Origin of the sequence: Halomonas sp. IOP_6 (genome assembly GCF_021151565.1) — a bacterium.
Classification (GTDB): domain Bacteria; phylum Pseudomonadota; class Gammaproteobacteria; order Pseudomonadales; family Halomonadaceae; genus Vreelandella; species Vreelandella alkaliphila.
Genome location: NZ_JAIRBO010000001.1, coordinates 205608 through 231650, shown reverse-complemented (window position 1 = coordinate 231650; position 26043 = coordinate 205608). Strand labels below are relative to the sequence as shown.

Genomic DNA, 26043 nt, shown 5'->3' with positions numbered 1-26043 from the left:
GGGTCGTTGTTAGGTGTTTGATTAGAGTGTATGTAGCGCGACAGGTTAGGCCAAGACGACCTTGGCCGAATGCTCGTAACGTCTCTCATCAAGTGGCTGCTTTTTACTTCGCTTAATGGGCTTTTATTAAGGTGTTTATGCGCGTTTTATTATTGTCTGCTTATGAGGCTGTTAGTCACCGCTATTGGGCACAAAGTCTGATGGCTGAAGTAAATGATGTCTCTTGGACGTTGCTGAGCTTGCCGCCACGCCACTTTTCGTGGCGAATCCGCGGTAACCCATTGAGTTGGTGGTTAAAAGAGTATGAGACACTGAGTGAACCCTATGAGGTTGTGTTAGCCACTTCGATGGTCGATATTGCCACGCTCGTTGGCTTATTCCCTCATTTAGGGCGTGCCAGAAAGATTGTTTACTTTCATGAAAACCAGTTTGCTTACCCAGAGTCTAGTGATCAAATCTCCCAGGTGGAGGCCAAAATGGTCAATTTATACGCGGCGTTGGCGGCGGATACGTTGGTGTTTAATACCGCCTACAACCGTGATTCTTTTTTTGACGGCGCGCGGCGGTGGTTAAAAAAGATGCCTGAAAACCTGCCAGCAGCTAAACCGTTAGAGCGTTTACGCCAACAGTCAAAAGTGTTGCCTGTGCCAATAATGCCGTCAGGTAAAGCCTCCCCAACTAACGCACACCCACGGCGGATTATTTGGAATCATCGTTGGGAGTACGATAAAAACCCCGAGGATTTCTTTGCGGTGCTGTTCAAGCTGAGTGAGCAGCAGGTTCCTTTTGAGCTGGCGGTGCTTGGGCAGCGATTTCGTGATGTACCCGCTATTTTTGAAGAGGCAGAAGAACGCTTGGCGGCGCACACGATTTGCTGGGGGCCGCAGCCAGAAGCAGAGTACCGAGCGTTGCTAGCGGGTGGTGGTATTGTGGTCTCTACTACTTGGCACGAGTTCCAGGGGTTAGCCATTATGGAAGCTGCCCAGCGCGGCGCGATTCCGCTAGTACCCGACAGGCTGTGTTTCCCCGAACTCTACCCTAATGACTATCGCTTTGATGGCACGCAAGAGGGGCTTTACCAACGACTGCACGCTTGGTTAACCGATCCCGCTAGCCAACCAGCACTGTTGAATACCCAGCAGTGGCAGTGGCCCGAATGGCGTCGCGCTTACCGTGCGCTTTTGATGGGGCACTGATCACTGAATTGTTGGTCGAGGTCCTGCTTTGCTCACGTTAACAACCAGTGGGCTTAAGCAAGTTCGGTTTTGTCTTTATAGTCGCACAGGTCTTCAATAATGCAGCTGCCGCAGCGTGGTTTGCGGGCAATGCAGGTATAGCGCCCATGTAGAATCAGCCAGTGGTGGGCGTCCTGTTTAAATGCATTTGGAACATGGCGTAGTAGCTTTTGCTCAACCTCAACGACATCTTTGCCTTTGGCGATACCCGTGCGATTAGAAACTCGAAAAATGTGCGTGTCTACGGCGATGGTGGGCTGACCAAACGCGGTGTTTAGAATCACATTGGCGGTCTTTCTCCCTACTCCCGGCAAGGCTTCCAGCGCTTTGCGTGTTTCAGGCACCTCGCCACCATGTTGATTGATCAGCAAGTGACAGGTTTTCATCAGGTTTTCGGCTTTAGTGTTAAACAGCCCGATGGTTTTAATATAACTTTTTAGCCCATCGATACCCAGGTCAATAATCCCTTGGGGCGTATTGGCCACAGGGAAAAGCTTGTCAGTGGCCTTGTTAACGCCAACGTCCGTCGCTTGAGCAGACAGCAGCACTGCTGCTAGCAGTTCAAAGGGCGTGCTCCAGTTTAGCTCAGTCGTGGGATGGGGATTCTCCGCCTGTAGGCGAGCAAAAATTTCATAACGCTTTTGGGCATTCATCGGATGCTCTCTTGGTTATTTGATAGTGCCAGTAACACGTACTCGACGATCTGTTCGGGGCACTGCTTGAGCAGGTTGCGCGCGAGCGCTACGGCGTTGATCAAGTACATTCTTTAACGCAATCAATAGCCCCGCAACGAAAAAAGCCCCGGGCGGCAGCACGAAAAACAAAAACTGATAATCATCTACGAAGGTGAGTTGCCAGTTGGTAGCAATAGGCCCAAATAGTAGCGCCATATCGCTAAACAGCGTGCCTTGCCCAAGCAACTCGCGTAGCGCCCCGAGCAGAATCAATACGGCACCGAACCCGAGGCCCATCATAAAGCCATCAATGGCAGCCGGTATGACTGGCTGGCGGGAAGCGAACGCATCTGCACGCCCTAAAATGGCGCAGTTAGTGACAATCAGCGGAATAAAAATCCCCAACACTTGGTAAAGCGAATAGGCAAATGCAGCCATTAAAAGCTCAGCGCAGGTCACGAAAGCGGCAATCACCATGACAAAGGCAGGCAGTCTTACTGCGCTGGGAACCTGGTGGCGAATCAACGAAATAGTAGTGCTAGCGCACACCATGACAAGCAGGGTAGCGAATGCCAATCCCAGTGCATTGACAACGCTACCACTAACAGCCAGTAAGGGGCATAGCCCCAATAACTGAACGAGAGCAGGGTTATTCGACCATAGGCCGTTTCGGGCTAGTTCGCGCCACTGACTCATGGGGTGGACTCTTCGAAGGTGATAGGGAGTTCTGTTTCGGTGACATAGCTCAGTGCACTATGGACAGCGTTGACGACTGCGCGTGGCGTAATGGTGGCGCCCGTAAAAGCGTCAAAGTGGCCACCATCTTTACGCACGGCCCATCCACCCGGTGGCAGGCTGTTTAAACTCAAGCCATTAAACTCGGTTATCCAGTCACTTCGCTGGCGCTCAATGTCATCGCCAAGCCCAGGCGTTTCTTGGTGCTGGGTAACGCGTACACCGGTAATGCGTTGTTGCTGGTCAATGCCCACCAGTAGCCGAATTTCGCCATTGTAACCTTGGCGAGTAACGACCGGCAGGATGACGACCCGTTGATGATCGCGCTGGACGTACCATCCCTGTTGAGGTTCGCGGTGCCCCAACTGTTTCGGGTTAGGGAGCTTGAATACGCCATCTAAAACCGTTTGAACCGCTATATCTGTTAATGCGGCAGGCAATACATCCTGCAGTTGGCGGTGTTGATAGGCTAGCTGATGATCAGCGATACGCTCGGCAGTCACCGCACGGGTCAACGCAACGCTGCCAGCAGTGACCAGTGAGAACATTCCTAAGGCGAAAGCGCCGCGTAGCATGGCTTGGCGGGGCGTCATGGTGAGTCACCGTGCTTTGCATGCTGCTGTACTTTAGGCTGGCCCGTAGGGCGTGGAACGGTATAGATATCCAATAGCGGTACACATAAGTTCATCAGTAAAACGGCAAATGCCACGGCATCGGGGTAGCCGCCAAACGTGCGAATAATCATGACCAACGCGCCAATCCCCGCGCCAAAAAACAGTTTTCCTCGGCGACTAGTCGCTGCCGAGACGGGATCGGTGGCAATGAAAAATGCGCCGAACATTGCTGCACCTGTGGTTAGGTGAAACAGCGGTGAAGCGAAGTGGCTTGGGTCGCTGGCATAAAAAAGCGTGGCGAGCACTGCCATGCTAACAAGCATCGAAGCAGGGATATGCCAGCTAATAATTCGTTTGGCAATTAATAGCAGTCCACCTGCTAACCAAGCTAGCGCGACGTTGCGCCAAGCGTTCAATGTCCCTTCAGGTAAAGGCTGACTAGCCCAAAATTCGCTGGCCAGTACCGTTTCACCTTTATGTTTAAAGGCATCTAGCGGCGTAGCACCACTTAGCGCATCAAGTGTGGAAGTCGGTAAGGTACCGCTTATCTGGACCCATAGGTTTTCAGAGATTAGAGGCTGCGGCGGCGACCATAACGTCATGTAAGTGGGAAACGATACGAGTAGTAGTGCGTAGCCCACCATGGCGGGATTGAAAGGATTCTGGCCTAGGCCGCCATACAGTTGTTTAGCAACCACGATGGCCGCAATAACGCCTATCCCAAGGAGCCACCAGGGGCTAGCAGGTGGTAGCGATGCACCTAACAGTACGCCGGTTAATACTGCACTTGAATCTCTAAGTGCAGGCTGTAACGGGCGCTGGCGAAGTTTTAACACCAGCGCTTCTGCGCCGAGTGCAAACAGGGCTGCTAAAAGCACATTGCTAATAACGCCCAGGCCGAAGTAAAACGTCATTGCGGCAAGCCCAGGCACGGTGGCGACGATCACCCATCGCATTAGATGGGCGGTGGGTGGCATCGTATTTAATGATTCAGTCGTTCGCTGCGAGGCGTGCATCATGCTCATGGCGATTCCTGTTGTGCCATCGTGGCGCGAGCTTCAGCCAGCCGAGTATCAGCTGCCTTAAGGTTTTCTTGGGCGGTGGCCAGTTGAGTTTCTAAATCATCGTGGCGCTGACTTGGGTCTTCTGCTGCAGCCCTTGCGAGGGTTTTTTCAGCTTTTCTCACTGCCGCTTTAGCGGCGGTTTGAGCAATGCGCAAGCTGCGCAAATCAACCACTGGCGCTGCACTGTCGGTTGCCTTTGAGCTATCTGACGTCTGACGACTTTGTGCCTGCCTCGCTTGGCGACGAGCTTGCTTTTCGGCATTCTCGCGCGCCAGGCGAGCCTGACGAAATTCAAATCGATGTTTAGCGTGTTCGGCTTTGGCGGACTCAATGCGCTTAACGCGAATACGCTGCTTTGCCGAACGATAGTCTTGTACTAATGGGATATAACTAGGGCAAACATAACTGCAGGCACCGCACTCAATACAATCAAATAGGTGGAATTTTTCCAATGTAGCGTCGTTCTCTGCACGGGCATACCAATGCAGCTGTTGCGGAAGAAGCTGAACAGGGCAAACACTTTCACAAGCGCCACAGCGAATGCAGGGAGACTCACTGGGGGCTGGAGGAAGTTCTTCGCGGGTGGCTGCAATCAAGCAGTTTGTCGTTTTGGTCACCGGGACATCAAGTGTTGTGAGTGGTAAGCCCATCATCGGACCGCCCACAATGACTTGATGAAGCTGTTGGTTTGCTAACCCTACCTGCTGAAGCAGCGTTTCAATAGATGTGCCAATACGCACCCAGTAGTTGCCTGGTGTGCTGATGGCATCTCCCGTCAAGGTGACAATTCGCTCGACCAAAGGTTTACCATCACGTACTGCATATAGCGCTGCCAGCAGTGTGCCGGGGTTGTGGCAGAGAACACCAACATCGGCAGGAAGGCCACCACTGGGAACATCAAGGTTGAGCAGTTTTTTGATCAATTGGCGCTCACCACCGCTGGGATAGCGGGTCTCGATGACCTTCATCGTTATGCTCACTGGATGCTGGCAGTCAGACTTTTGAAAGTGAGAGAGCGCCTCTTTTAATGCATGGATCGCTTCGGGCTTATTATCTTCAATACCCACCACAATCTGACGGGCACCGCAGAGCTTAGCGACCATTTGCGCGCCTTCCAGTATCTCGGTTGGATAGTGGCGAAGAGCCAAGTCGTCTGCTGTGATATACGGCTCGCATTCGGCGGCGTTGACGACGAGCGTATCAATGCGGTGATGATCCGCTATTTGGGCTTTGATATAAGCGGGAAAACCGGCACCACCAAGGCCTACTAGCCCGCAGCTGTCTAGTCTCGCAATGGTCGTTTGGTGGTCTTCGGCACGCCAGTTAAGAGAGGGCAGCACTTGCCAGCGATCTAAGCCATCGGCGTCGATGGTGATGGCGTTATCACTAATCTGAGTCACTGTCCCGCTAATACTGGCGTGCAGGTTGGCCGATACCATGCCGTCTCGCTGGGCAATTAGGCTACCCACCTGAACCGTATCATCGATAGCAACACAGGGGATCGCGGGATTACCTGAATGCTGTTTCAGCGGAAGTGTTACTTGGGTAGGCAAAGTCGCGTTGCGAAGCGGCGATTGGTTCGAGCGATCTTTTCGTTCGGGCGGAGTAATGCCGCCCGGAAATTCATAGGCCGGCATGCTGGCTCCTGGTTAGCTGGCGATCGCTGGTGATTAAAGGTGCGTTGGTGACGACAGGCTGCCATTGGTTGAGAGGCTTGCTTCTGGGCAACATATCAATACAGTCGACCGGGCAGGGCGCAACGCACAAATCACAGCCGGTGCATTCATCTTCTATCACTGTATGCATTTGCTTTGCAGCGCCAATAATGGCATCTACTGGGCATGCTTGAATGCACTTAGTGCAGCCAATGCACTCGGCTTCACGAATAAATGCGACGGTATCTTCGGTGGCTGCTTCGCCATCCAGTGGCACAGGCTCTCGGCCTAATAAGTCGGCTAATGCGTGAATAGTCGCTTCGCCGCCAGGCGGGCACTTATTTAACGCATCGCCCTGATTGATGGCTTCGGCATACGGCCGACAGCCTGGGTAGCCGCACTGGCCACATTGGGTTTGTGGCAGCAGCGCATCAATCTGCTCTACCAGCGGATTTTCTTCGCCCTTGAAGCGCACACTGGCCATTCCCAGTAGTGCCCCAAACGTTATTCCAATTCCGGTCAACACACCCACTGCACTGAGAATGCCCCACCAAGAAAATATGTCTCCCATGGCGGTTACCCCTGTGCTAATCCTGAAAAACCGAGAAATGCCAGTGACATAAGGCTCGCTGTGACCATAGCAATGGCGGCACCTCTAAAAGGGGTTGGTATATCAGCATTGGCCAATCGTTCGCGCATCGCTGCGAACAGCACCAAAATCATCGAAAACCCAAGCGCTGCACCCAGCCCATAAAGGGTAGTATGAAAGAAACTCAGCTCGCGGTTAAGCGATAACAGGGCAACACCAAGTACCGCACAATTAGTCGTAATCAGCGGTAGAAAGATCCCCAGCACTTGATGCAATAGGGGGCTGAGTTGACGCACCATGATTTCGGTAAATTGCACGACGGCGGCAATAACAACGATAAAGCTGATAGTGCGAAGATAGGTAACGTCCAAGGGTACAAGTAAGCCATGATAGACCACATAACTAGCGGCAGATGCTAGGGTGAGTACGAACGTCGTCGCGAGCGACATACCCATCGCAGATTCAAGCTTATTGGAAACCCCCATAAACGGGCAAAGCCCTAAAAACTGTACCAATACGAAGTTGTTGACCAGCGCAGTACTGACCAAAATCAAGAAAAGTTCATTCATAGCGGCGTATTTTGCGCAGAAAGAGTGTTACTGGCTTTAGGGGGGGTAAATAGCACAACCTGATGTCTTCCGGCTGCTTTTGCAAGATAGAGCGCTTGGTCGGCTGTACTCATTATGGCGCTTGGCGAAGGCGATTTGCTATCTTTCAGCGTAGCGATACCAACGCTTACCGTTACATAGGGCTTCACGGGTGATGTGGCGTGGGGTAGCTGTAGTTGGTCTATCACTCGCGTCAGTTGCTCGCCAATGCCCTTGGCAGAATCTGGAGAAGCTCCCGGCAAGATGGCGCTGAACTCTTCTCCTCCCGTTCTGGCAATTAGGAAGTTGAATTTGGTTGCGATGCTATTAAAAGCGCCAGCAACTTGCTGCAAACATTCATCGCCTTGTTGATGACCGTAGTGATCGTTGTACAGCTTAAAGTGATCAATATCCAACATCATAACCGCTAATTCACTTGGTGTTGAGACAGCGTCTGAAAAGGCCGTTTCTAGGCGCTGATCATAAAGCCGGCGGTTAGGTAGACCCGTTAGTGCGTCATGGGTGGATAGCTTCAGCAGCTCGGCATTGAGCTGCTGCTGGCAGGCGAATTGCTCTTGAAACGTACGTGCCAGCAACCCTATCTCATCGTTGCGTTTGGTAAGCCCATGGGCATCCGCCCCATCAATGCCTACTTGCTGAGTAAATTGAGTTAATAAACGTAGCGGCTTTAGCACAATTTTCTCAAGAAGCAGTAGTACCAAGGCAATGACCATGATCATCAAGCCAGCGGTCCATAACAGCACATAACGAAATGTGGTTAAGCTGGTTAAATAACTTGTACGATTAAGCTCAATGCCTACGCCTAACGATACAGAGCTGAGAGAGCTCGATGTAGGGAAGTAACGTTCGGCAAATACCGTATTGCCTGAAAAGCTGAAAACATCGCTGATAGAAATCGTCTCCTTACTGAGGTTGAGGGTGATAGGTAGCCCTGTATAAACCTCCATAAACGCCAACCAATCATCATCTAATGAGCGCGTCTTGAATAACCACCCAGCTGCCGTGCCACTTTTGTCAGTGCGTAAAATTGGGCTAGAGGCCATTATTGCCGGAGGACGGTCAGGGTAAATGCTACTCTGATCGGTTCTGTTTTCGGCAATGGCTGTCTGCATATTGGTTACCCATGGGTTCATCCAACTGCAGTCATCGATAGGGGCTCTACATGTTTGGTAGTCGCCTGTTACTGGATTTATTCCAGCAAGAAAGTGCACGTCTCCGCTGGCTGTGAAAAATGCCATGAGCTGATAGCGCATGTCTTCAAACATTTCTTGGCTAAAGTTGACGTCTGCATAGCGTGGATACTCTCCTTGTATGAACTGATAAGTATCATCCCAGTGAGCCCAGTCCCGTACTTGCGAATGTAGCTGCTGTTGATCCAACTCAAAGCTACGTTCAACACGGTCCAGCTCCCGTTTTACCGTAGCCCGTTCTTCTGCTTGCAGTGCCGGGAATATAAGCCATGCGCTTATTGATGCCAGCGCGGCTATTGCACATAGAAGTAATCCGCCAAGGGCAGCGAAAAAACGAAAACGCAATGAGCGTGGGATACGCTGGTGCATATAGCGAACTCAGTAGGGTTAAAATATCAATACGAACTCATGAAAAAGGGGCTGAGGTTGCGTGCTCAGCCCCTTTGTCAAAGTATACCTAATTAAGTTACGCGCTGTCCTGGTTCCGCACCGGCATCGGGGGAAAGTAGGTAAATGCCTTCTTTGTTAGCAGATGCTAATACCATGCCTTCTGATAAACCAAAGCGCATCTTACGAGGAGCTAAATTAGCTACCATGATCGTCAAGCGGCCCTCAAGTGCTTCTGGTGAATAGGCAGAACGAATACCTGAGAAGACATTACGTGTTTCACCACCTAAATCCAGCGTAAGCTGGAGCAGCTTGTCAGCACCTTCAACGTACTGTGCCTTGGCAATGCGGGCAATGCGTAAATCAACTTTAGCGAAATCTTCAAAGCTGATTTCTGCCGCAATCGGTTCTTCCGCCAGGGGACCTTTGGGAGTGTTTTTCAGCTTCTGCTCTTCCACTAAATCCTCCTTGGATGCCTCAATCATAGCGTCAATCTTATCCCGTTCAACACGCGTCATTAATGGCTTGAATTTATTGATTAAGTGATTGACTAATACGGTATTGCGGCTGTCCCAGTCAAGTGACTCAATCGCCAGGAATTCACGTGCCTGTTCGGCCATGGTTGGCACCACAGGTGCAAGGTAGACCATCAACTGGCGGAACAAGTTGATGCCTACTGAGCAGATTTCCAGCACTTCGGCGTCACGGCCTTCCTGCTTGGCTAGTGCCCAGGGGGCCTTGTCGGCGATGTACGTATTGGCTTCATCGGCCAATTCCATAATTTTGCGCATGGCCCGGCTAAATTCACGCGCCTCAAAATCGTCAGCAATCTCATCGCCAGCCGCGATAAAGCGCGCGACCATTTGTGGTTCGGCACAGTGTTCAGCCAGCTTGCCGCCGCCCAGTTTTTTCACAAAGCCGGCGCAGCGGCTGGCGATATTGACAACTTTTCCTACTAGATCAGAGTTAACTCGCGCAGAAAAGTCGTCGAGATTAAGGTCCAGGTCATCCACTTTGGACGTTAATTTAGCGGCAAAATAGTAGCGTAAATACTCTGGATTTAAATGTTCAGCGTAGGTAGCTGCTTTGATGAAAGTGCCACGAGATTTTGACATCTTGGCACCGTCTACAGTTAAGAAACCGTGACAGTTGACCGCAGTCGGCGTACGAAGGTCTGCACCGTGCAACATGGCAGGCCAAAACAGGGCGTGGAAATAGACAATATCTTTGCCAATGAAGTGGTAAACCTCTGCATCGGAACCCTTCTTCCAAAAGGTATCGAAGTCGATACCTTCCCGATCACATAAGTTTTTAAAACTTGCTAGATAGCCAATGGGGGCATCTAGCCAGACATAGAAGTATTTACCTGGAGCATCAGGAATTTCAAAGCCAAAGTAGGGCGCATCTCGGGAGATATCCCACTCATTAAAGCCCGACTCGAACCACTCCATCAGCTTGTTACGAATTTGTGGCTGTACATGGCCATCATTAATCCATTGCTGAAGAAATTCAGCAAAGTCTGGCAGCTTGAAGAAGTAATGCGTAGAGCTACGAACTTCTGGTGTTGCCCCAGAAATAGCTGAGACAGGGTTGATTAAGTCAGCAGGCGTGTAAGTGGCACCGCACTTTTCACAGTTATCGCCATATTGATCATCGGCACCGCACTTAGGACACGTGCCCTTAATAAAACGGTCCGCTAGGAATAGGCCCTTTTGCGGATCAAACATTTGCTCAATATCGCGGGTGGCAATATGGCCTTTATCACGCAAGCGGGTATAGATCAGTTCGCTAAAATAGCGGTTTTCTTCTGAATGGGTGGAATGATAGTTATCAAATCCCACGCCAAAGCGGGCGAAATCTTCTTGATGATCTTGGGAAACGCGCTCGATCAGGGCTTCGGGCGTAATACCTTCCTGCTCAGCCCGCAGCATAATGGCAGTGCCGTGGGCGTCGTCGGCGCAAACGTAGTAGCACTGCTGTCCACGACTTTTTTGAAAACGCACCCAAATGTCGGTTTGGATGTACTCAAGAAGATGACCCAAGTGAATGGCGCCATTGGCATAAGGAAGCGCGCTTGTCACCAAGATGTTGCGCGGGGCAGTATTTGACATGGTGAATGATAATTCCGGTTAGGCAGTGCAAATAAAGACGGCGAAGTAGGGGTGCGCTTCGCCGGTAACGTCAACATGCTGCTTACAGCTATTTCTCCGCTAGTAAAGTGCCTGCTCTTCCTGAACGACTTCACGCAGAAGCTCTAAAAAAAGCTTGTCAGCTTCAGAGTGCTCAGTGGGGTCTTCGGGAATATGGACGCTCGTAGTGTCGGAGATTTCGTTGGCAATTTTGGCCATTACGGCAGGGCTGTTGCCTTCGACTAGCTGCTGTCTTGCAATCGCTAGGGATTGTTCTAAGATTTTTGGATCTTGGAGCAGCTTGCGAATAAAATCGCGTAGTTCATTAATAATACGTGTTTTTTGAATTTCTGATGCGGACATTGGAGTTCTCCTTAAGACCGCGCTTGAGGGATGTTCAAGCGAGACCAATGAATGCTTTGACCATAGCACTTTTTTTACAGCTGAGCATGGGTTCCTGGAAGCATTGGATGCAGTCTATTGGCTTTTACTAGCACACTGTTCCAGTACGTATGTTTCCAGTACCCTTGCGCTTTAAAGGCTCAGGCGCCCAGCCTTGTGTTTGACAGGGTTGGCGTATTGTTCCAACCAATAAGGCCGCAACGCTTCAGGTATGCTAGCCAGCCGAGCGTTAAAGCGCTCTCTGTCTTGACGCGTTATCGTTTTGCGGGCGATCAGTTCTGGTGATTCGCCTAGGGCTTCCAGTGCTAAATAATGGCTAGGAAACAGGCGATAGCCACCGATCACTTGGCGATCAATCTCTGCTGCCACTTCATCCGGCGTTGCCATATCAGCGCCTACCGGACTACCAAAGCGCAGTTGCACCCGACCTTTAGAGCCGGTGATTCCTGACACAATAGAGCGAATATCTTCGAATTCGCTTTTCGCGTAGCTTCCTTCGGTAGCGATATCGTGGAGTTCCTGAGCTTTCTGATGGTCGCAAGGGTCGTATTCGTAGCTAATTGATACCGGCACCAGTTTCAACTCGGCAATGGCGTCACCGAATACCATATCCCGGTCAGCGTTGCGTCTGGCCATGGTCAGCATTTTGATGATGGCGGGATCGGTGCGATCAATGCCATTTTTAGCACGACCCTCTCGCTGCGCCATCCAAATAGAGTGCTGATCAACAGTAATTGAGTGACGAATATAGGCTGATAACTGCTGATATGCTGCCAGCATCGCACGCTTGCCTCGGGCGCTGCGCGGTACAATAAAACTTTTGTTTAACCGCATCAGATCGGTGACGTAAGGCTTTTTCAGGAGGTTGTCTCCGATCGCAATACGTACTGTATCGCGACCAGCCAGATAAAGCGCATAGTTCACAAAGGCGGGGTCTAGCGATATATCGCGATGGTTGCCTATAAACAGGTAAGCGCTGTTGTTATCGAGCTTATCAAGCCCGGAGACTTCGAAGGCATCCGTGGTGGTGCGAATCATGCGCTCCATATAGCTGGCGATACGCATCTGGAAGTCATATACGGATGTAACGCCCTTTACTTCACGACGGACGGCATGGCCTGCTAAAGCGCGGGCGATGGGGGGCGCCCACTTGGCCATGCGCGGGAGCCTGAACTGAGTCAATGCATTTAAAAGCTCGCTATCATGTGATAAGCGCTCAAGAACATTGGCCACTTCATGATCCATATAGGGGCGAATGTCAGCCCAGGGGTCGTTGGCGGTGTCGGCGTTAAGTGCGTTGTTGTGATGAGTCATGCGATCCGTTGGATATAGGCAGAAATAAACAGTTTATATCAGCAGGCTAACGGCTGAATTAAGCGTCTGGCTGCGTAGCAGCTTCGCGCTGAGCTTCACCACCCAGCCACTCGATTAGGCGAGGAATATCGTCAGAAAGTGCCTGCGCCATCAAAATAAAATCAGTTTCTAAGCGAGCAAGTGCATCATCGCCATCATCTGCGTGATCAGCTTCCTCTATTAATGCATCGCCAAAACGCAATGATTTCAGCGCTAAATCATCATGCAGAACAAAGCTTAAACGACCTTCCAGGCTAACTGCGAGCTTGCTGGCTTGACGTCCGCTTTCAAGCAATTGCTGGATCTCGTCGCTGTCTAGATCAACTTGGCGAGCACGCAGCACGCCATCATCGCCTTTGGCTTTTAACTCAACCTGATCCCCTAACACAAGGTCGGCAGGGCGGCTTTCCGCTTCGCCCAGCCATTGCGTCATCGCACGGATAGGCAGTGTTTGTGATGTGAGCGGCGTGACTTTCAAGCTGCCCAACGTTTCACGTAGTAGATCCAGCACGTCTTCTGCCCGTGTACGAGAGCTGGCATTGACGCCAATTAATTGACGGCGCGTATCCCACCATAAATCGATTTTCTGACTGCGAACAAATGCGCGGGGCATTAGTTCCTCAGTGACTTGCTCTTTCAGCGCCGTTTTTTCTTTGCGCGTTACCTTGCGCCCTTCGCTGGCTTCGATATCAGCGACTTTATCGTCCACTTCCTCTTTTACTACAGACGCAGGAAGCAAGCGCTCTTGGCGCAGGGCTGAAAGTAGTCGGTGGCCTTGGATTTCATGCAGCCGCTGACCACCACCCAGTCGTCCTGCCGGGGCTGTCCACCCTAAGCGGCGGGCATCCGCACTGCCTAGCGGCTTGGCTGCATGCTCGTCGAGTGCATTCGCTAGTGTATCGCTATCAAGCTCAGGGGCGCCGTGAAGGCGGTATAAATGTAGGTGCTTAAACCACATGTCACCAATCCTATTAAAAAGGTGGCACATTATGGCGAAACCAAGCCTTTCCTACCAGCGTCTTAGGGGATTGCCTTGTTGTTGCACTAGTTTAAAACTTGTGTTTGATTTGGGAGGTTTTGTGAATGGTTAACAGATTTTTAAAAATGGGGGTGTTATGTCTACAGCAATATCCAGTGTTGCGCTGCGAGTACGTGGTTACCATTTAGACGGCTACGGTCACGTCAACAACGCGCGCTATCTTGAATTTATGGAAGAGGGGCGCTGGGCTTTTTTTGATGACCATCCGCGCCTGATAAATCAACTTCATAAGGCAGGCCGAGCGTTTGTCGTGGTCAATCTGAATATTGATTATCGAGCAGCCGCTGTACAGAGCGATGATTTGCAGATTATGACCGGCATAGTAGACGTGGGTGATCGTAGCGCGATTTGCCATCATCGAATTGTGCGTCAAGACGGCGTACTGGTTGCTCAGGCAGATTTGACCTTTGTGCTGCTAGATATGAAGGCGAATAAGGCCGCTCCTATTGAAGGAGACGTGCGAGAGGTGTTTGAGGGGCTTGTGGTCGATAAAGACGCCTTTTTAGCGTAAAGCGTAATGCCGTTGCCACTGACTGCCCATGGTGCTTATGCAGTGGTATGATGGTGCTGACTCTGCGCGCCGCCTTGGTGTGGTATCAAGGGCGGCTTTTTTAAGCGCTTTCAACTCTCGCAGTGCCAATGCAGTGCAAAGGATCTGACTTTCATGGGTGACATCGCCAGAGAAATCTTGCCCGTCAATATTGAAGACGAGCTTAAACAGTCGTACCTCGACTACGCGATGAGTGTCATTATCGGTCGCGCTCTTCCCGATGTGCGTGACGGCCTCAAGCCTGTTCACCGGCGCGTGCTTTTTGCCATGCACGAGCTGAGCAACGATTGGAATAAACCGTACAAGAAGTCGGCGCGTGTCGTCGGCGATGTCATCGGTAAATACCATCCGCACGGTGACAGTGCGGTCTATGACACTATCGTTCGTATGGCCCAGCACTTTTCCATGCGTCACGTACTGGTGGATGGTCAGGGTAACTTTGGTTCTATTGACGGTGATAACGCGGCCGCCATGCGTTACACCGAAGTGCGTATGGCACGCCTTGCCCACGAGCTGCTAGCTGACCTGGAAAAAGATACCGTCGATTGGGTCGATAACTACGACGGCACCGAGCGCATTCCAGCCGTGCTGCCAACCAAAGTTCCTAACCTGTTAATTAACGGGTCGTCAGGGATTGCAGTGGGCATGGCGACCAATATCCCGCCCCATAACATGCGGGAAATAATTGATGGTTGTCTGGCGTTAATTGATGATTACACGCTTACTGTCGATGACCTCATGCAGTACATTCCAGGGCCGGATTTCCCTACCGGGGGCATTATCAACGGTCGCGCGGGTATTTTAGACGCTTACCGCACCGGGCGTGGACGTATCTATGTGCGTGCCTGCCACACGATTGAGCATGATGATAAGAGTGGTCGAGATCACATTATTATCACTGAACTGCCTTACCAGGTGAATAAAGCGCGATTGATCGAAAAAATCGCTGAGCTGGTAAAAGAGAAGAAAATCGAGGGTATTGCTGAGCTCCGCGATGAGTCGGATAAAGACGGCCTGCGCGTGGTGATCGAGATCAAACGCGGCGAGTCGGGTGATGTCGTCGTCAACAACTTGTTTGCGCAAACACAATTGCAAAATGTGTTTGGGATTAACATGGTGGCGCTGGAAAATGGTCAGCCGCGCACTCTGAACATAAAAGAGATGCTTGAGGCGTTTATTCGCCACCGCCGTGAAGTTGTTACTCGCCGTACCTTGTATGAATTGAAAAAAGCCCGTGAGCGTGGTCATTTGTTGGAAGGTTTGGCAGTTGCCATCTCCAACATTGATGAAGTGATCGAGCTGATTAAGGCATCTCCCAATGCCTCTGAAGCGCGTGAAAAACTGTTGGCTAAAACGTGGAAGCCTGGACAGGTTACCGCGATGCTGGAACGCGCTGGCGCAACCTCATGCAAGCCTGAAGAGCTAGATGAAGGGTTTGGTCTAAATACGGCGGCGACGGAATATCGATTGTCGCCCGCGCAGGCTCAAGCAATTCTAGAGCTTCGTCTGCATCGCCTAACGGGTCTTGAAACCGAGAAGTTGTTAGACGAATACCTGTCGATTCTTGAGAAAATCGCGGAATTTACGACCATCCTGGCTTCTCCAGATCGTCTGATGGAAGTCATCCGAGAAGAGCTGCATGCTGTACGTGAGCAGTATGGCGATGACCGCCGTACGGAAATTCAGGCGAGCCACCTTGATTTGTCGATTGAAGATCTCATCGCTGAAGAAGATATGGTGGTCACTGTTTCCCGCTCAGGCTACGCCAAGACTCAGCCGTTGTCTGATTATCAGGCGCAACGTCGTGGTGGACGAGGTAAGTCAGCCACCGCGATGAAAGATGAAGACGTTATCGAGCACCTGCTGGTCGCATCTACCCATGACACCGTGCTGCTGTTCTCTAACCGAGGCAAGGTGTATTGGCTGAAAGTGTATGAGATGCCGAACGCCAGTCGTGGCTCTCGGGGCAAGCCACTGGTCAATATGCTACCGCTTGAAGAAGGCGAAGCCGTCAACGCCATTTTGCCAGTGCGTGATTACGATCCTGAGCACTACATTTTCTTTGCCACGGCGAAAGGTACCGTTAAACGCACCAGTCTTGAGCAATTCTCTCGCCCACGTAGTGTCGGCTTGATTGCTATTGATTTGGAAGAGGGCGACCGTTTGGTGGGGGCTGCTATTACGTCTGGCTCTGATCACGCCATGCTGCTTTCCTCTAACGGTAAGGCTATCCGCTTCGAAGAAGGCAATGTGCGCGCCATGGGGCGTACCGCCCGTGGTGTGCGCGGTATGCGTCTGGCGGGGGATGCTGAAGTTATTAGCTTGATCATTCCTAAGAGCCAGCAAATTGACGCTGAAGATGACGCCGATGTAGATGCTGATAGCCAGGTTGTCACGGCCGAGAATGCTCAAGCGGAAGGTCAAATCTATATTCTCACGGCCAGTGAGAATGGCTATGGTAAGCGTACGCGCCTAGAAGAATTTCCGCTGCGTGGTCGTGGTGGGCAGGGCGTTATTGCCATGCAAACCAGCGAACGTAATGGCGCTCTGGTAGCCGCAATGCAAGTCTATGACAGCGATGAAATGATGCTGATCACTGATCGCGGCACCTTGGTCCGCACTCGGGTTGAAGAAGTGTCCACGACCTCGCGAAATACTCAGGGGGTTATGCTGATTCGCCTGGGTAAAGAAGAAAAACTAGTTAAAACTGTCCGTGTGGATGAGCCTGCCGAAGTAGATGAGCTTGAGTCAGATAGTTCAGAAACAGACGTTCTAGACACCGGTGCGATTGATACCGATGTCGTCGATAGCGATGCTGTTGATCCAGGCAAGCCAGATAGCGCTGACGATGGCGAACAGGAACAGGGAACCGATGACACGTCATTATAACTTTTGTGCAGGGCCAGCGGCCCTGCCTGTTGCCGTGCTTGAACGTGCGCGCAACGAACTGCTGGACTTTCAGGGGCGTGGCTTGTCTGTTATGGAGATGAGTCATCGCAGTGATGAGTTTGTCGCTATTGCGGATCGAGCAGAAGCAGACCTGCGTTATTTGCTGGATATTCCCAGTAATTACAAAGTGCTTTTCTTGCAAGGCGGAGCCAGCATGCAGTTTGCGATGCTGCCGATGAACTTGCTTGGACAAGGGGGAAGCGCCAATTTTATCCAAACAGGCATTTGGGGTAAAAAGGCGATTAGTGAAGCCCGGCGGTTAGGGTTTAACTGTCATGTGGCAGCGAGTAGTGAAGATAATGGTCATACGGCGGTGCCGGATGAAAATGCACTGGCGATTAGCAGCGATGCTGCTTACTTGCATTACACCTCAAATGAAACCATCGGTGGTTTAGAGTTCGACTATATGCCAAGGGTGCAGCGCGCAGATGGTGCTGATGTGCCTCTGGTATGCGATATGTCCTCGAACATTCTATCTGGCCCTATCGATGTAACGCAGTTTGGAGTGATTTACGCGGGAGCTCAGAAAAACATTGGCCCGGCTGGCTTAACCCTGGTTGCTATTCGTGATGACTTGCTCGGCAAAGCGCCTAGCTCCATTCCGTCGCTGTTTGACTATCAAATGCTTGCAGACGCAGGCTCTATGGTCAACACGCCGCCAACGTTTGCATGGTACTTGGCTGGCCTTGTTTTCCAGTGGTTAAAAGATGACATCGGTGGCTTAGAGGTGATGGATGACATTAACCAGCGCAAAGCACAGAAGCTTTACGCTGCTATTGATGCCAGTGATTTTTATACTAATCCGATTGCCAGCCGTAACCGTTCCCGCATGAATGTTCCGTTTGTGCTAGCCGATAGCAGTTTAGATAGCGTATTCCTGCAAGAAGCTGACGAGGCGGGGCTTCTTAACCTAAAGGGCCATCGTAGTGTTGGTGGCATGCGTGCAAGTTTATATAACGCGGTGCCTGAAGAGGCCGTTGATGCGCTAATCGCCTTTATGGCGGATTTTGAACAACGAAGAGGCTAACCATCATGTCCGATACGCCGATTAATTTAGACGACTTACGTCAACGTATCGACCAGTTGGATGGCGATATTCTGCGCTTGATTAGTGAGCGCGCCAACTGCGCCCAGCAGGTGGCACACGTTAAGCTTGCTCAAGATAAAGACGCTGTATTTTATCGTCCTGAGCGGGAGGCGCAGGTGCTGCGCCGCATTATGTCGTTGAATCAAGGCCCGCTAGACTCAGAAGAGATGGCGAGGCTGTTTCGCGAAATTATGTCGGCGTGTCTTGCGCTGGAGCAGCCTGTCAAAGTTGCCTACCTAGGCCCAGAGGGTACATTTACCCAGCAGGCGGCGCTTAAGCACTTTGGTGAGAGTGCTGTCAGTATGCCAATGGCAGCGATTGATGAAGTCTTTCGTGAAGTAGAGGCAGGTGCTGTTCATTATGGGGTGGTGCCGGTAGAGAACTCCACCGAAGGGGTTGTCAATCATACGCTTGACACCTTTATGGACTCGTCGATCAAGATCTGCGGTGAAGTAGTACTACGCATTCACCACCACCTGCTAATTAGTGAAACCACGCGTCGGGATAAGGTCTCACGCATCTATTCCCACCCGCAATCGTTTGGCCAGTGCCGTAAATGGCTTGATGCTCACTATCCCCATGCTGAGCGGGTGCCTGTTTCCTCTAACGCAGAAGCTGCCAAGCTGGTCAAAACAGAGTGGCACAGTGCAGCAATTGCCGGAGATATGGCGGCCAAACTGTATGGTCTAGAGCGCATTGCCGAAAAGATTGAAGATCGCCCTGATAACTCCACGCGCTTTCTGATTATTGGTAATCAAGATGTGCCGATATCTGGCGAGGATAAAACCTCAATTGTTGTCGCTATGCGTAACCAGCCCGGTGCACTGCATGATCTGTTGGAACCGTTCCATCGTCACCGCATTGATTTAACGCGGATCGAAACACGGCCTTCGCGGACTGGTGTTTGGAATTACGTGTTCTTTATCGATTTCAAAGGGCATCGGGATGAGCCGCAGGTCGCGGCAGTGCTCGAAGAGGTAAGACTACGTGCTTCTGAGCTGCGTGTGCTTGGCTCCTATCCTCTAGGCGTGCTGTGACGGAGTGTGCTGTGCAAGCGTTGGCATCTAGCGCTGGGGTTCGGTCATCTTGCCAAGAGTCGCACCTGCTGATTGTTGGCCTTGGCTTGATCGGGGGGTCGCTGGCCGCCGCGCTACGACAATCAGGTTTCAAAGGACATATTTCAGCGTGTGACTCCAATGCGTCAGAAATCGCCTTGGGGATTGATTTAGGGTTGATAGACCATGGTGGTTCGCAGTTAGCAGAACTGCTTGATGACGTCTCTATGGTGATTTTGGCCGTACCGGTATTGGCCATGGAGAGTGTGATGGCCACCCTGGCAGGTTCGCTTCACCGTGCGTCTAAAAACGTGGTGATTACCGATGTGGGCAGCACGAAAGCGACGATCCGTGACTGTGCTGTGCGTGCCTTTGGGGAGGTGCCCCCTTCAGTGGTGCTAGGTCATCCTATTGCAGGCTCTGAAAAAAGTGGTGTTGCCGCAGCAGATCCCGCCCTCTATATCAATCACAAAGTGATACTAACGCCTGAGCCGAATGTCGACGCTGGAGCGCTTGCGCGGGTTGAGGCGTTGTGGTGTGCCACTGGCGCAGATGTACTGCAAATGAGTGTAGAACGGCACGACCAAGTGTTGGCGCGTACCAGTCATTTGCCGCATTTGCTGGCATTTTCGTTGGTCGATACGCTGGCACGTCAAGACGAGCGGTTAGAAATTTTTCGCTATGCAGCCGGTGGGTTTCGTGATTTTACCCGAATCGCGGGCAGCGACCCTGTTATGTGGCGAGATATCTTTATTGCCAACCGGGACGCCGTCTTGTCGTCGTTAGATGATTTTGAGGCGGGGCTCGCTCGGTTGCGGAAGGCGGTAGAAAGTGGCGATAGCGATGCCCTTATTGCAACGTTTGATCGTGCCTGTCATGCACGCCATTATTTCGATACGTTATTGAATAAAACCAGCTATCAGGCGGAATATCATATGCAACCACACGGTAAAGTGACTTATCGGGTGCAGCCGGGCGGCCAGGCGCAAGGCCGTCTGCGCGTGCCGGGCGATAAATCAATGTCCCATCGCTCCATTATGCTGGGTGCTCTGGCGGAGGGTGTTACCGAAGTTAAAGGATTTTTAGAGGGTGAGGATAGCCTCGCGACTTTGCAGTCCTTCCGTGAAATGGGTGTTGCCATTGAGGGGCCATATCAGGGGAGGGTTACTATCCATGGCGTAGGGATGCATGGCTTGAAAGCCCCGGCAGGCCCGCTGTACGTGGGTAATTCAGGTACTGCCATGCGCCTGTTTGCGGGATTATTGGCAGGCCAAGCGTTTGATAGTGAGCTAACCGGTGATGAGTCGTTAACCAAACGGCCTATGGGGCGCGTTGCTGACCCTCTGCGCTTGATGGGGGCGACTATCGACACCGCTGAAGGTGGGCGTCCGCCACTTAAAATTAAAGGTGGCGCCGCATTGAAGGGTATTTACTACGACATGCCGATGGCCAGTGCGCAGGTGAAATCCTGCTTGCTATTAGCCGGTATGTACGCCGAAGGTGAAACTCGCGTGCGTGAGCCAGCGCCTACTCGCGATCACACCGAGCGTATGCTTAATGGTTTTGGCTACGAGGTCTCGCGCGAGGGCGATACTTGCTGGCTTCAAGGTGGCGGTAAGCTGACAGCAGGCCCGATAGATGTCCCTTCTGATATTTCTTCTGCCACGTTCTTCCTCGTCGCTGCGGCTATTACGCCAGGGGCTGACATTACCCTTGAGCACGTAGGTATCAACCCTACGCGCGTTGGTGTGATTAACATCCTCAGCCTGATGGGGGCTGACCTAGCGCTTGAAAATGAGCACGAGGTAGGCGGTGAGCCGGTGGCGGATATCCGTATTCGCTATGCGCCTTTAAAAGGGATTGATATCCCGGTTGATCAAGTACCGCTTGCCATTGATGAGTTTCCCGCACTGTTTATCGCGGCTGCTAACGCGCAAGGCAAAACGCGCTTGCGCGGTGCTGAAGAACTGCGGGTCAAAGAGTCTGATCGAATTCAGGCAATGGCCGATGGGCTGGCGATACTAGGCGTTGAGCACACGGTTGTTGAAGATGGTATTGATATTGTTGGCAATGCTGACGATGCTGTGGCGAGCTACGGTGGCGGTCGAATTGATAGTTTAGGTGATCACCGTATTGCCATGGCGTTTGCAATAGCCTCTTTGCGTGCAAGCGATGAGATTATTATTGATGACTGCGCGAATGTGGCTACCTCTTTCCCTGATTTTGTGGCTTTGGCGCAGCGTATCGGAATGCAGGTAAATGTGGAGGGAGCTAATGCCGATTAAAGCCCCTGTGCTAACGATTGACGGACCGGGTGGTGCAGGTAAAGGCACCATCAGTGGGTTGGTCGCCGAACGCCTGGGGTGGCACCTGTTAGACAGTGGGGCGCTTTATCGGCTTACTGCTCAGGCAGCTTTAAAGCATGACGTGGCGTTGGATGATGAGGCGTCGTTGGCGTTGCTTGCTGCGCAACTTGATGTCGCTTTCCCAGTGCAAGGTGGGCAATCTCAAACGCTTTTAGAAGGTGAAGACGTTTCCCGAGCGATACGCACAGAGCAGGCTGGTGAGCGGGCATCCCGTGTGGCGGCTCTACCGCAAGTTCGTGAAGCATTGCTTCAGCGTCAGCGAGATTTTCAACAATCGCCAGGCTTGGTGGCCGACGGCCGTGATATGGGAACTGTCGTGTTCCCTGATGCATCATTAAAAATTTTTCTGACTGCAAGTGCGCAGGAGCGGGCTCGGCGTAGGCATCTACAGTTGCAGGAAGCCGGGGTGGATGCTAGTCTATCGAGTCTTTTAAAGGAGATTCAGGCACGCGATGCACGCGATACGCAGCGCAGTGTGGCTCCTCTCAAGCCGGCAGATGACGCCATAACGCTTGATACCACATGCCTGAGCATACCGGAAGTGGTTGATCAGTTGACCGAATTGCTGGCCCAGCGTGGCATGGTAAACGGCACTTGATTCTCCCTTGCGGCGTTTTTGGAAAGGTGTCACGACGTGGCAGGGCGATTACTCCATATCAGAGAGCCCGGTCAGGTCTAACCAGCGCTAACACCTCCAGAAGCAGAATGACATTAGGCCCGTACTTGCTGGTGGTACGGAGAAGGCATTTATGCCTCAACAACGTTGATCACGTAGGAAAACCATGAGCGAAAGCTTTGCTGAACTGTTTGAACAGTCTCTTAACGACATCAACATGGAGCCAGGCGCAATTGTCGCGGCTCAGGTTGTCGACATTGACGGTGACTGGGTTACCGTTAACGCTGGTCTGAAATCTGAAGGTCAGATCCCTGCGTCACAATTCCGCGATGAGAACGGTGAACTGACCATCGCTATCGGTGACGACGTGCACGTTGCACTTGAAGCCGTAGAAGATGGCTTTGGTGAAACGCGTCTGTCCCGTGAAAAAGCCAAGCGCGCAGAAGCTTGGAAGATTCTGGAAGCAGCCTTCGAGAAAGACGAAGTCGTCAAGGGCGTGATCAACGGTAAGGTCAAAGGCGGCTTCACAGTCGACGTCGACTCTATCCGTGCCTTCTTGCCGGGCTCTCTGGTTGACGTTCGTCCGGTTCGTGACACTGCGCACCTGGAAAACAAAGAGCTAGACTTCAAAGTCATCAAGCTTGACCCGAAGCGCAACAACGTCGTTGTTTCGCGTCGTGCTGTATTGGAAGCCGAAAACAGTGCTGAACGTGAAGCACTGCTGGCAACCCTGCAGGAAGGTCAGCAAATCAAAGGTATCGTTAAGAACCTGACTGATTACGGTGCCTTCGTCGATCTAGGCGGCGTTGATGGTCTGCTGCACATCACTGATATGGCGTGGAAGCGCATTAAGCATCCGTCTGAAATCGTTGCTGTTGGCGACGAGATCAACGTCAAAGTGTTGAAGTTTGACCGTGAGCGTAACCGCGTATCTCTAGGTCTTAAGCAGCTGGGTGAAGATCCTTGGGTCAACATCAAAGACCGTTACCCGGAAGGCACCAAAGTGCACGCAGTCGTCACTAATCTGACTGACTACGGCTGCTTTGCTGAGCTGGAAGAGGGCGTCGAAGGTCTGGTTCACGTTTCAGAAATGGACTGGACTAACAAGAACATCCATCCGTCTAAAGTTGTCCAAGTGGGCGATGATGTTGACGTTATGGTTCTTGATATCGATGAAGAGCGTCGTCGTATTTCTCTGGGCATCAAGCAGTGTACTGCTAATCCTTGGGAAACTTTCAACGCTGAATACAACAAGGGCGACCGTGTTTCAGGTACCATCAAGTCAATCACTGACTTTGGTATCTTTATCGGCCTTGAAGGCGGTATTGATGGTCTGGTTCACCTGTCTGATATCTCTTGGACAGAAACTGGCGAAGAAGCTGTCCGTAACTTCAAGAAAGGTGACGAAGCTGAAGCCGTTATTCTTTCAATCGATCCTGAGCGTGAGCGTATCTCCTTAGGTATTAAGCAAATGGATTCCGATCCAGTAGCTGAATATCTGTCGGTTAACGACAAAGGCAGCATCGTTACAGGCCGTATCGTAGAAGTTGATGCCAAAGAAGCACACGTTGAGCTAGCGACAGATGTTATTGCTGTCCTCAAGGCGTCTGAAATCAGTGCTGATCGCATTGAAGATGCCCGTAACGTGCTGAATGAAGGCGATAGCATTGAAGCGCGTATCGTAAGCGTTGATCGTAAGAGTCGTCAGATCAATCTGTCGGTTAAAGCGAAAGAGCAAGATGATACTCGTCAAAATCTGAAGAAGCTGCGTGATCAAGAGCCGGAAGCAGGTGGTCCGACCACTATCGGTGATCTAATCAAACAGCAGATGGGCCAAGACTAATTAAGTAGTTGATAGCCCAGAAAAACGCCGCCCTAATGGGCGGCGTTTTTTATGAATTTGTATGATGTGAAATAGATCACTAGCCTATGTTTGGCTTGCGTATAAAGCTAGTTTTTATAGTTCCAACTAAGCAATAAAAATTGATTAGTATTTAAGCTAAAGTCAACTAGACTATTGTCAGCTGGCGCATTTAAAGCAATAATGTGCGCGCATCCTGAACTCGTGCGTATTGAGTTGGTAGATTGATTAACTCACGCAGTCAAACCTATGCTAAAAGGAATCCCCATGTCGTTATTAAATGAGTATATTCAAAAGGAACAGCAGCTAAAACAACTACAAGAAGACTTACAGCGCTTGGAAGGTGATCAGCGCTTGAAAAGCGAGCTTGAATTTAAAGCTAAGCTTGAAGCGTTAATGAACGAGTTTGGTAAGCGCCCTTCTGATGTTATTGCATTGCTGGACCCTAACGCGGATCAGCGTGGATCCAAAGGTGCTGCGGCATCCACTACGCGTCGTAAGCGTCGTCTGAAGATTTATAAGAACCCGCATACTGGTGAAGTGATTGAAACCCGCGGCGGTAATCATAAAGGCCTGCGTAGCTGGAAAGATGAGCATGGTGATGAGGCTGTCGAATCCTGGCTAGAGCGTATGGAAGACTGAGTCGTTTTAAACCGGCATTTCTAACAAGAAGTGCCGGTTTTGGTTTAATGAAAGCGGATAAAAACTATTCAGGCTGGCTAGGCAGATAAAGGTATTCGTAGCTCAATATGATCTGGATGCCATAATACTTGCGGTGCATCACCGCTGATATTTAAACGATTTTTTTCATCCATTAATGCCACTAGCGTTTCAGACATTACATAAGATAATTGTGAAATGTTATTGAAGTATATTTTTGCATAGTAGCGTGAAGGAATGTCTACCCGACGGTAGTTGACTGGCAGTGCTAGATATTCGGCAGTATCTCTATTTTCTAGATAGAGCCCGATATCAGTTCTAGTGTGGTTCGGTGCAGGTTCTTCTACAGCGGCCGTCACTTTCTCTGTTAAAAGGTCTGGCAATACCATGGTTGGGGTAGATGTCTCTAGTTGGGCTTGTAGGTGCTCTAAATGGTTAGCGTGATACTTTGTGTTGCCTAGCCCATGAATGTGGTCTGGTGCTTGGTACAAGCGCATTAAAACCACATGTGCGGGACGGTTTTTTTCAATGCTGATTGTGAATTTTTTGTCAGGTCTGTTCAGAAGATACAGGCTGCTTACCACTTGGCGATATTCGCGGGGTGACAGCCGATAGCGGCGCTGAAATGCGCGTGAGAAAGAAGAGTGATTAGTATATCCACAACGAATAGCGATTTGCGCTATATTTTGTGAGGTGAGTGAAAGCAAGACAGCGGCTCGCTCAAGACGCCTTTTTTCACGGTAAGCACTAGGTGAAATGTTGAAGCAGTGGCGGAACTGCCGGCGTATTTGTGATGCTGAGTATCCTAAGTGGTTAGCAAGGTCTTCGATTCCAAGCGGTTTATCGAGAGTGTCTTGCAGCCAGATCTCAGCTCGCATCATTGCATTGAACATTATCTGGCCTCCTATGCTTAAGTCGTACAGGTCGCGCTACTCATCTCACCTGTAATGCACCATCCCGGTGCTTGCGTTGCTAGTGATCTAATAGGTGATTAACATTGCTGCTTGCCTACTAGATGAATTTGCCGCTATATGTGCCACCTTAGGTTGCTTAACTGGGCGTTTTTGCTGAGCATCCTGTTTTATATCGTGAGCAGCTTATTTAATACTAAGCTGTGATGCCTTTATGCTGGCAACAGAGAGCAAAGGCAAGTTTGCTCAGAGGCTTTACGCGTTTGGGCACAGTTTTGCCGGAAAAGGTCTGTTTCAGCAGACTTGTCATTCAT

At 51.0% G+C, this 26043-nt stretch carries 22 protein-coding genes; 9 read left to right on the top strand and 13 right to left on the bottom strand.

The annotated features are described in order from the left end of the window. The first annotated feature begins 137 nt into the window (after positions 1-137). Positions 138-1196, top strand: a complete 1059-nt coding sequence (locus tag K7H08_RS01145; protein WP_198349671.1) for a tRNA-queuosine alpha-mannosyltransferase domain-containing protein — start codon at positions 138-140, stop codon at positions 1194-1196. Positions 1197-1249: 53 nt separating this feature from the next. On the opposite strand, the gene nth is transcribed toward K7H08_RS01145, so the two are convergent. The 12 genes from nth to K7H08_RS01085 all read right to left on the bottom strand — a co-directional run bounded on the left by nth (position 1250) and on the right by K7H08_RS01085 (position 13593). After that, positions 1250-1888, bottom strand: coding sequence for an endonuclease III (gene nth, locus K7H08_RS01140; protein ID WP_038484713.1), 639 nt, complete (start codon positions 1886-1888; stop codon positions 1250-1252). Positions 1889-1903: 15 nt separating this feature from the next. Further along, positions 1904-2605 (bottom strand): electron transport complex subunit E, encoded by a 702-nt coding sequence (locus K7H08_RS01135; protein ID WP_038484710.1) that lies wholly within the window; start codon positions 2603-2605, stop codon positions 1904-1906. Next, complete coding sequence (rsxG, locus tag K7H08_RS01130) at positions 2602-3237, bottom strand: electron transport complex subunit RsxG (protein ID WP_038484707.1); 636 nt, start codon at positions 3235-3237, stop codon at positions 2602-2604. Before rsxG ends, K7H08_RS01135 begins: the two co-directional genes overlap by 4 nt. Then, a complete protein-coding gene (locus tag K7H08_RS01125) occupies positions 3234-4283 on the bottom strand; it encodes an RnfABCDGE type electron transport complex subunit D (protein WP_038484704.1) in 1050 nt (349 codons plus the stop codon). The genes rsxG and K7H08_RS01125 overlap by 4 nt, the downstream gene beginning before the upstream one ends. Continuing rightward, complete coding sequence (rsxC, locus tag K7H08_RS01120; RefSeq protein ID WP_231656983.1) at positions 4280-5959, bottom strand: electron transport complex subunit RsxC; 1680 nt, start codon at positions 5957-5959, stop codon at positions 4280-4282. The genes K7H08_RS01125 and rsxC overlap by 4 nt, the downstream gene beginning before the upstream one ends. Next, positions 5946-6548: an electron transport complex subunit RsxB gene (rsxB, locus tag K7H08_RS01115; RefSeq protein WP_038484697.1), complete on the bottom strand. Its 603-nt coding sequence runs from the start codon at positions 6546-6548 to the stop codon at positions 5946-5948. Before rsxB ends, rsxC begins: the two co-directional genes overlap by 14 nt. A 5-nt stretch (positions 6549-6553) precedes the next feature. Next, positions 6554-7135, bottom strand: coding sequence for an electron transport complex subunit RsxA (gene rsxA, locus K7H08_RS01110; protein WP_038484695.1), 582 nt, complete (start codon positions 7133-7135; stop codon positions 6554-6556). Continuing rightward, positions 7132-8733 carry a sensor domain-containing diguanylate cyclase gene (locus K7H08_RS01105; protein WP_038484691.1) on the bottom strand — a complete coding sequence of 534 codons (1602 nt, stop codon included), beginning with the start codon at positions 8731-8733 and terminating at the stop codon, positions 7132-7134. The genes rsxA and K7H08_RS01105 overlap by 4 nt, the downstream gene beginning before the upstream one ends. Positions 8734-8825: 92 nt before the next feature. After that, a complete protein-coding gene (gene metG / locus K7H08_RS01100) occupies positions 8826-10862 on the bottom strand; it encodes a methionine--tRNA ligase (RefSeq protein WP_231656982.1) in 2037 nt (678 codons plus the stop codon). 99 nt (positions 10863-10961) lie between these two features. After that, entirely contained in the window at positions 10962-11243 is a 282-nt protein-coding gene (locus K7H08_RS01095) for a hypothetical protein (RefSeq protein WP_038484684.1), read from the bottom strand. A 171-nt stretch (positions 11244-11414) separates the two neighbouring features. Then, positions 11415-12596 (bottom strand): 1-acyl-sn-glycerol-3-phosphate acyltransferase, encoded by a 1182-nt coding sequence (locus K7H08_RS01090; protein WP_038484681.1) that lies wholly within the window; start codon positions 12594-12596, stop codon positions 11415-11417. Positions 12597-12654: 58 nt separating this feature from the next. Beyond that, positions 12655-13593 carry a recombination-associated protein RdgC gene (locus K7H08_RS01085; protein ID WP_120386907.1) on the bottom strand — a complete coding sequence of 313 codons (939 nt, stop codon included), beginning with the start codon at positions 13591-13593 and terminating at the stop codon, positions 12655-12657. Between the two features lie 157 nt (positions 13594-13750). Here K7H08_RS01085 and K7H08_RS01080 point away from each other — a divergent pair, with 157 nt between their 5' ends. The 8 genes from K7H08_RS01080 to K7H08_RS01045 all read left to right on the top strand — a co-directional run bounded on the left by K7H08_RS01080 (position 13751) and on the right by K7H08_RS01045 (position 24800). Next, a complete protein-coding gene (locus K7H08_RS01080; RefSeq protein WP_231656981.1) occupies positions 13751-14185 on the top strand; it encodes an acyl-CoA thioesterase in 435 nt (144 codons plus the stop codon). Positions 14186-14338: 153 nt separating this feature from the next. Beyond that, complete coding sequence (gene gyrA, locus K7H08_RS01075) at positions 14339-17113, top strand: DNA gyrase subunit A (RefSeq protein WP_038484673.1); 2775 nt, start codon at positions 14339-14341, stop codon at positions 17111-17113. Further along, positions 17097-18200, top strand: coding sequence for a 3-phosphoserine/phosphohydroxythreonine transaminase (serC, locus tag K7H08_RS01070; protein ID WP_231656980.1), 1104 nt, complete (start codon positions 17097-17099; stop codon positions 18198-18200). The genes gyrA and serC overlap by 17 nt, the downstream gene beginning before the upstream one ends. 5 nt (positions 18201-18205) lie before the next feature. After that, positions 18206-19297, top strand: coding sequence for a prephenate dehydratase (gene pheA, locus K7H08_RS01065; protein ID WP_038484667.1), 1092 nt, complete (start codon positions 18206-18208; stop codon positions 19295-19297). 11 nt (positions 19298-19308) lie between these two features. Beyond that, entirely contained in the window at positions 19309-21600 is a 2292-nt protein-coding gene (locus tag K7H08_RS01060) for a bifunctional prephenate dehydrogenase/3-phosphoshikimate 1-carboxyvinyltransferase (protein WP_231656979.1), read from the top strand. Next, positions 21590-22279 (top strand): (d)CMP kinase, encoded by a 690-nt coding sequence (gene cmk, locus K7H08_RS01055; protein WP_231656978.1) that lies wholly within the window; start codon positions 21590-21592, stop codon positions 22277-22279. Before K7H08_RS01060 ends, cmk begins: the two co-directional genes overlap by 11 nt. Before the next feature lie 184 nt (positions 22280-22463). Further along, positions 22464-24140 (top strand): 30S ribosomal protein S1, encoded by a 1677-nt coding sequence (gene rpsA / locus K7H08_RS01050; protein WP_231656977.1) that lies wholly within the window; start codon positions 22464-22466, stop codon positions 24138-24140. Positions 24141-24425: 285 nt separating this feature from the next. Further along, the gene (locus tag K7H08_RS01045; RefSeq protein ID WP_231656976.1) at positions 24426-24800 is read left to right on the top strand and encodes a histone-like nucleoid-structuring protein, MvaT/MvaU family; all 375 of its coding nucleotides are present in this window, start codon (positions 24426-24428) and stop codon (positions 24798-24800) included. 77 nt (positions 24801-24877) lie between these two features. Here the strand turns inward: K7H08_RS01045 and K7H08_RS01040 are convergent, their stop codons facing one another. Further along, entirely contained in the window at positions 24878-25711 is an 834-nt protein-coding gene (locus K7H08_RS01040; protein WP_231656975.1) for a helix-turn-helix transcriptional regulator, read from the bottom strand. Between the last annotated feature and the right edge of the window lie 332 nt (positions 25712-26043).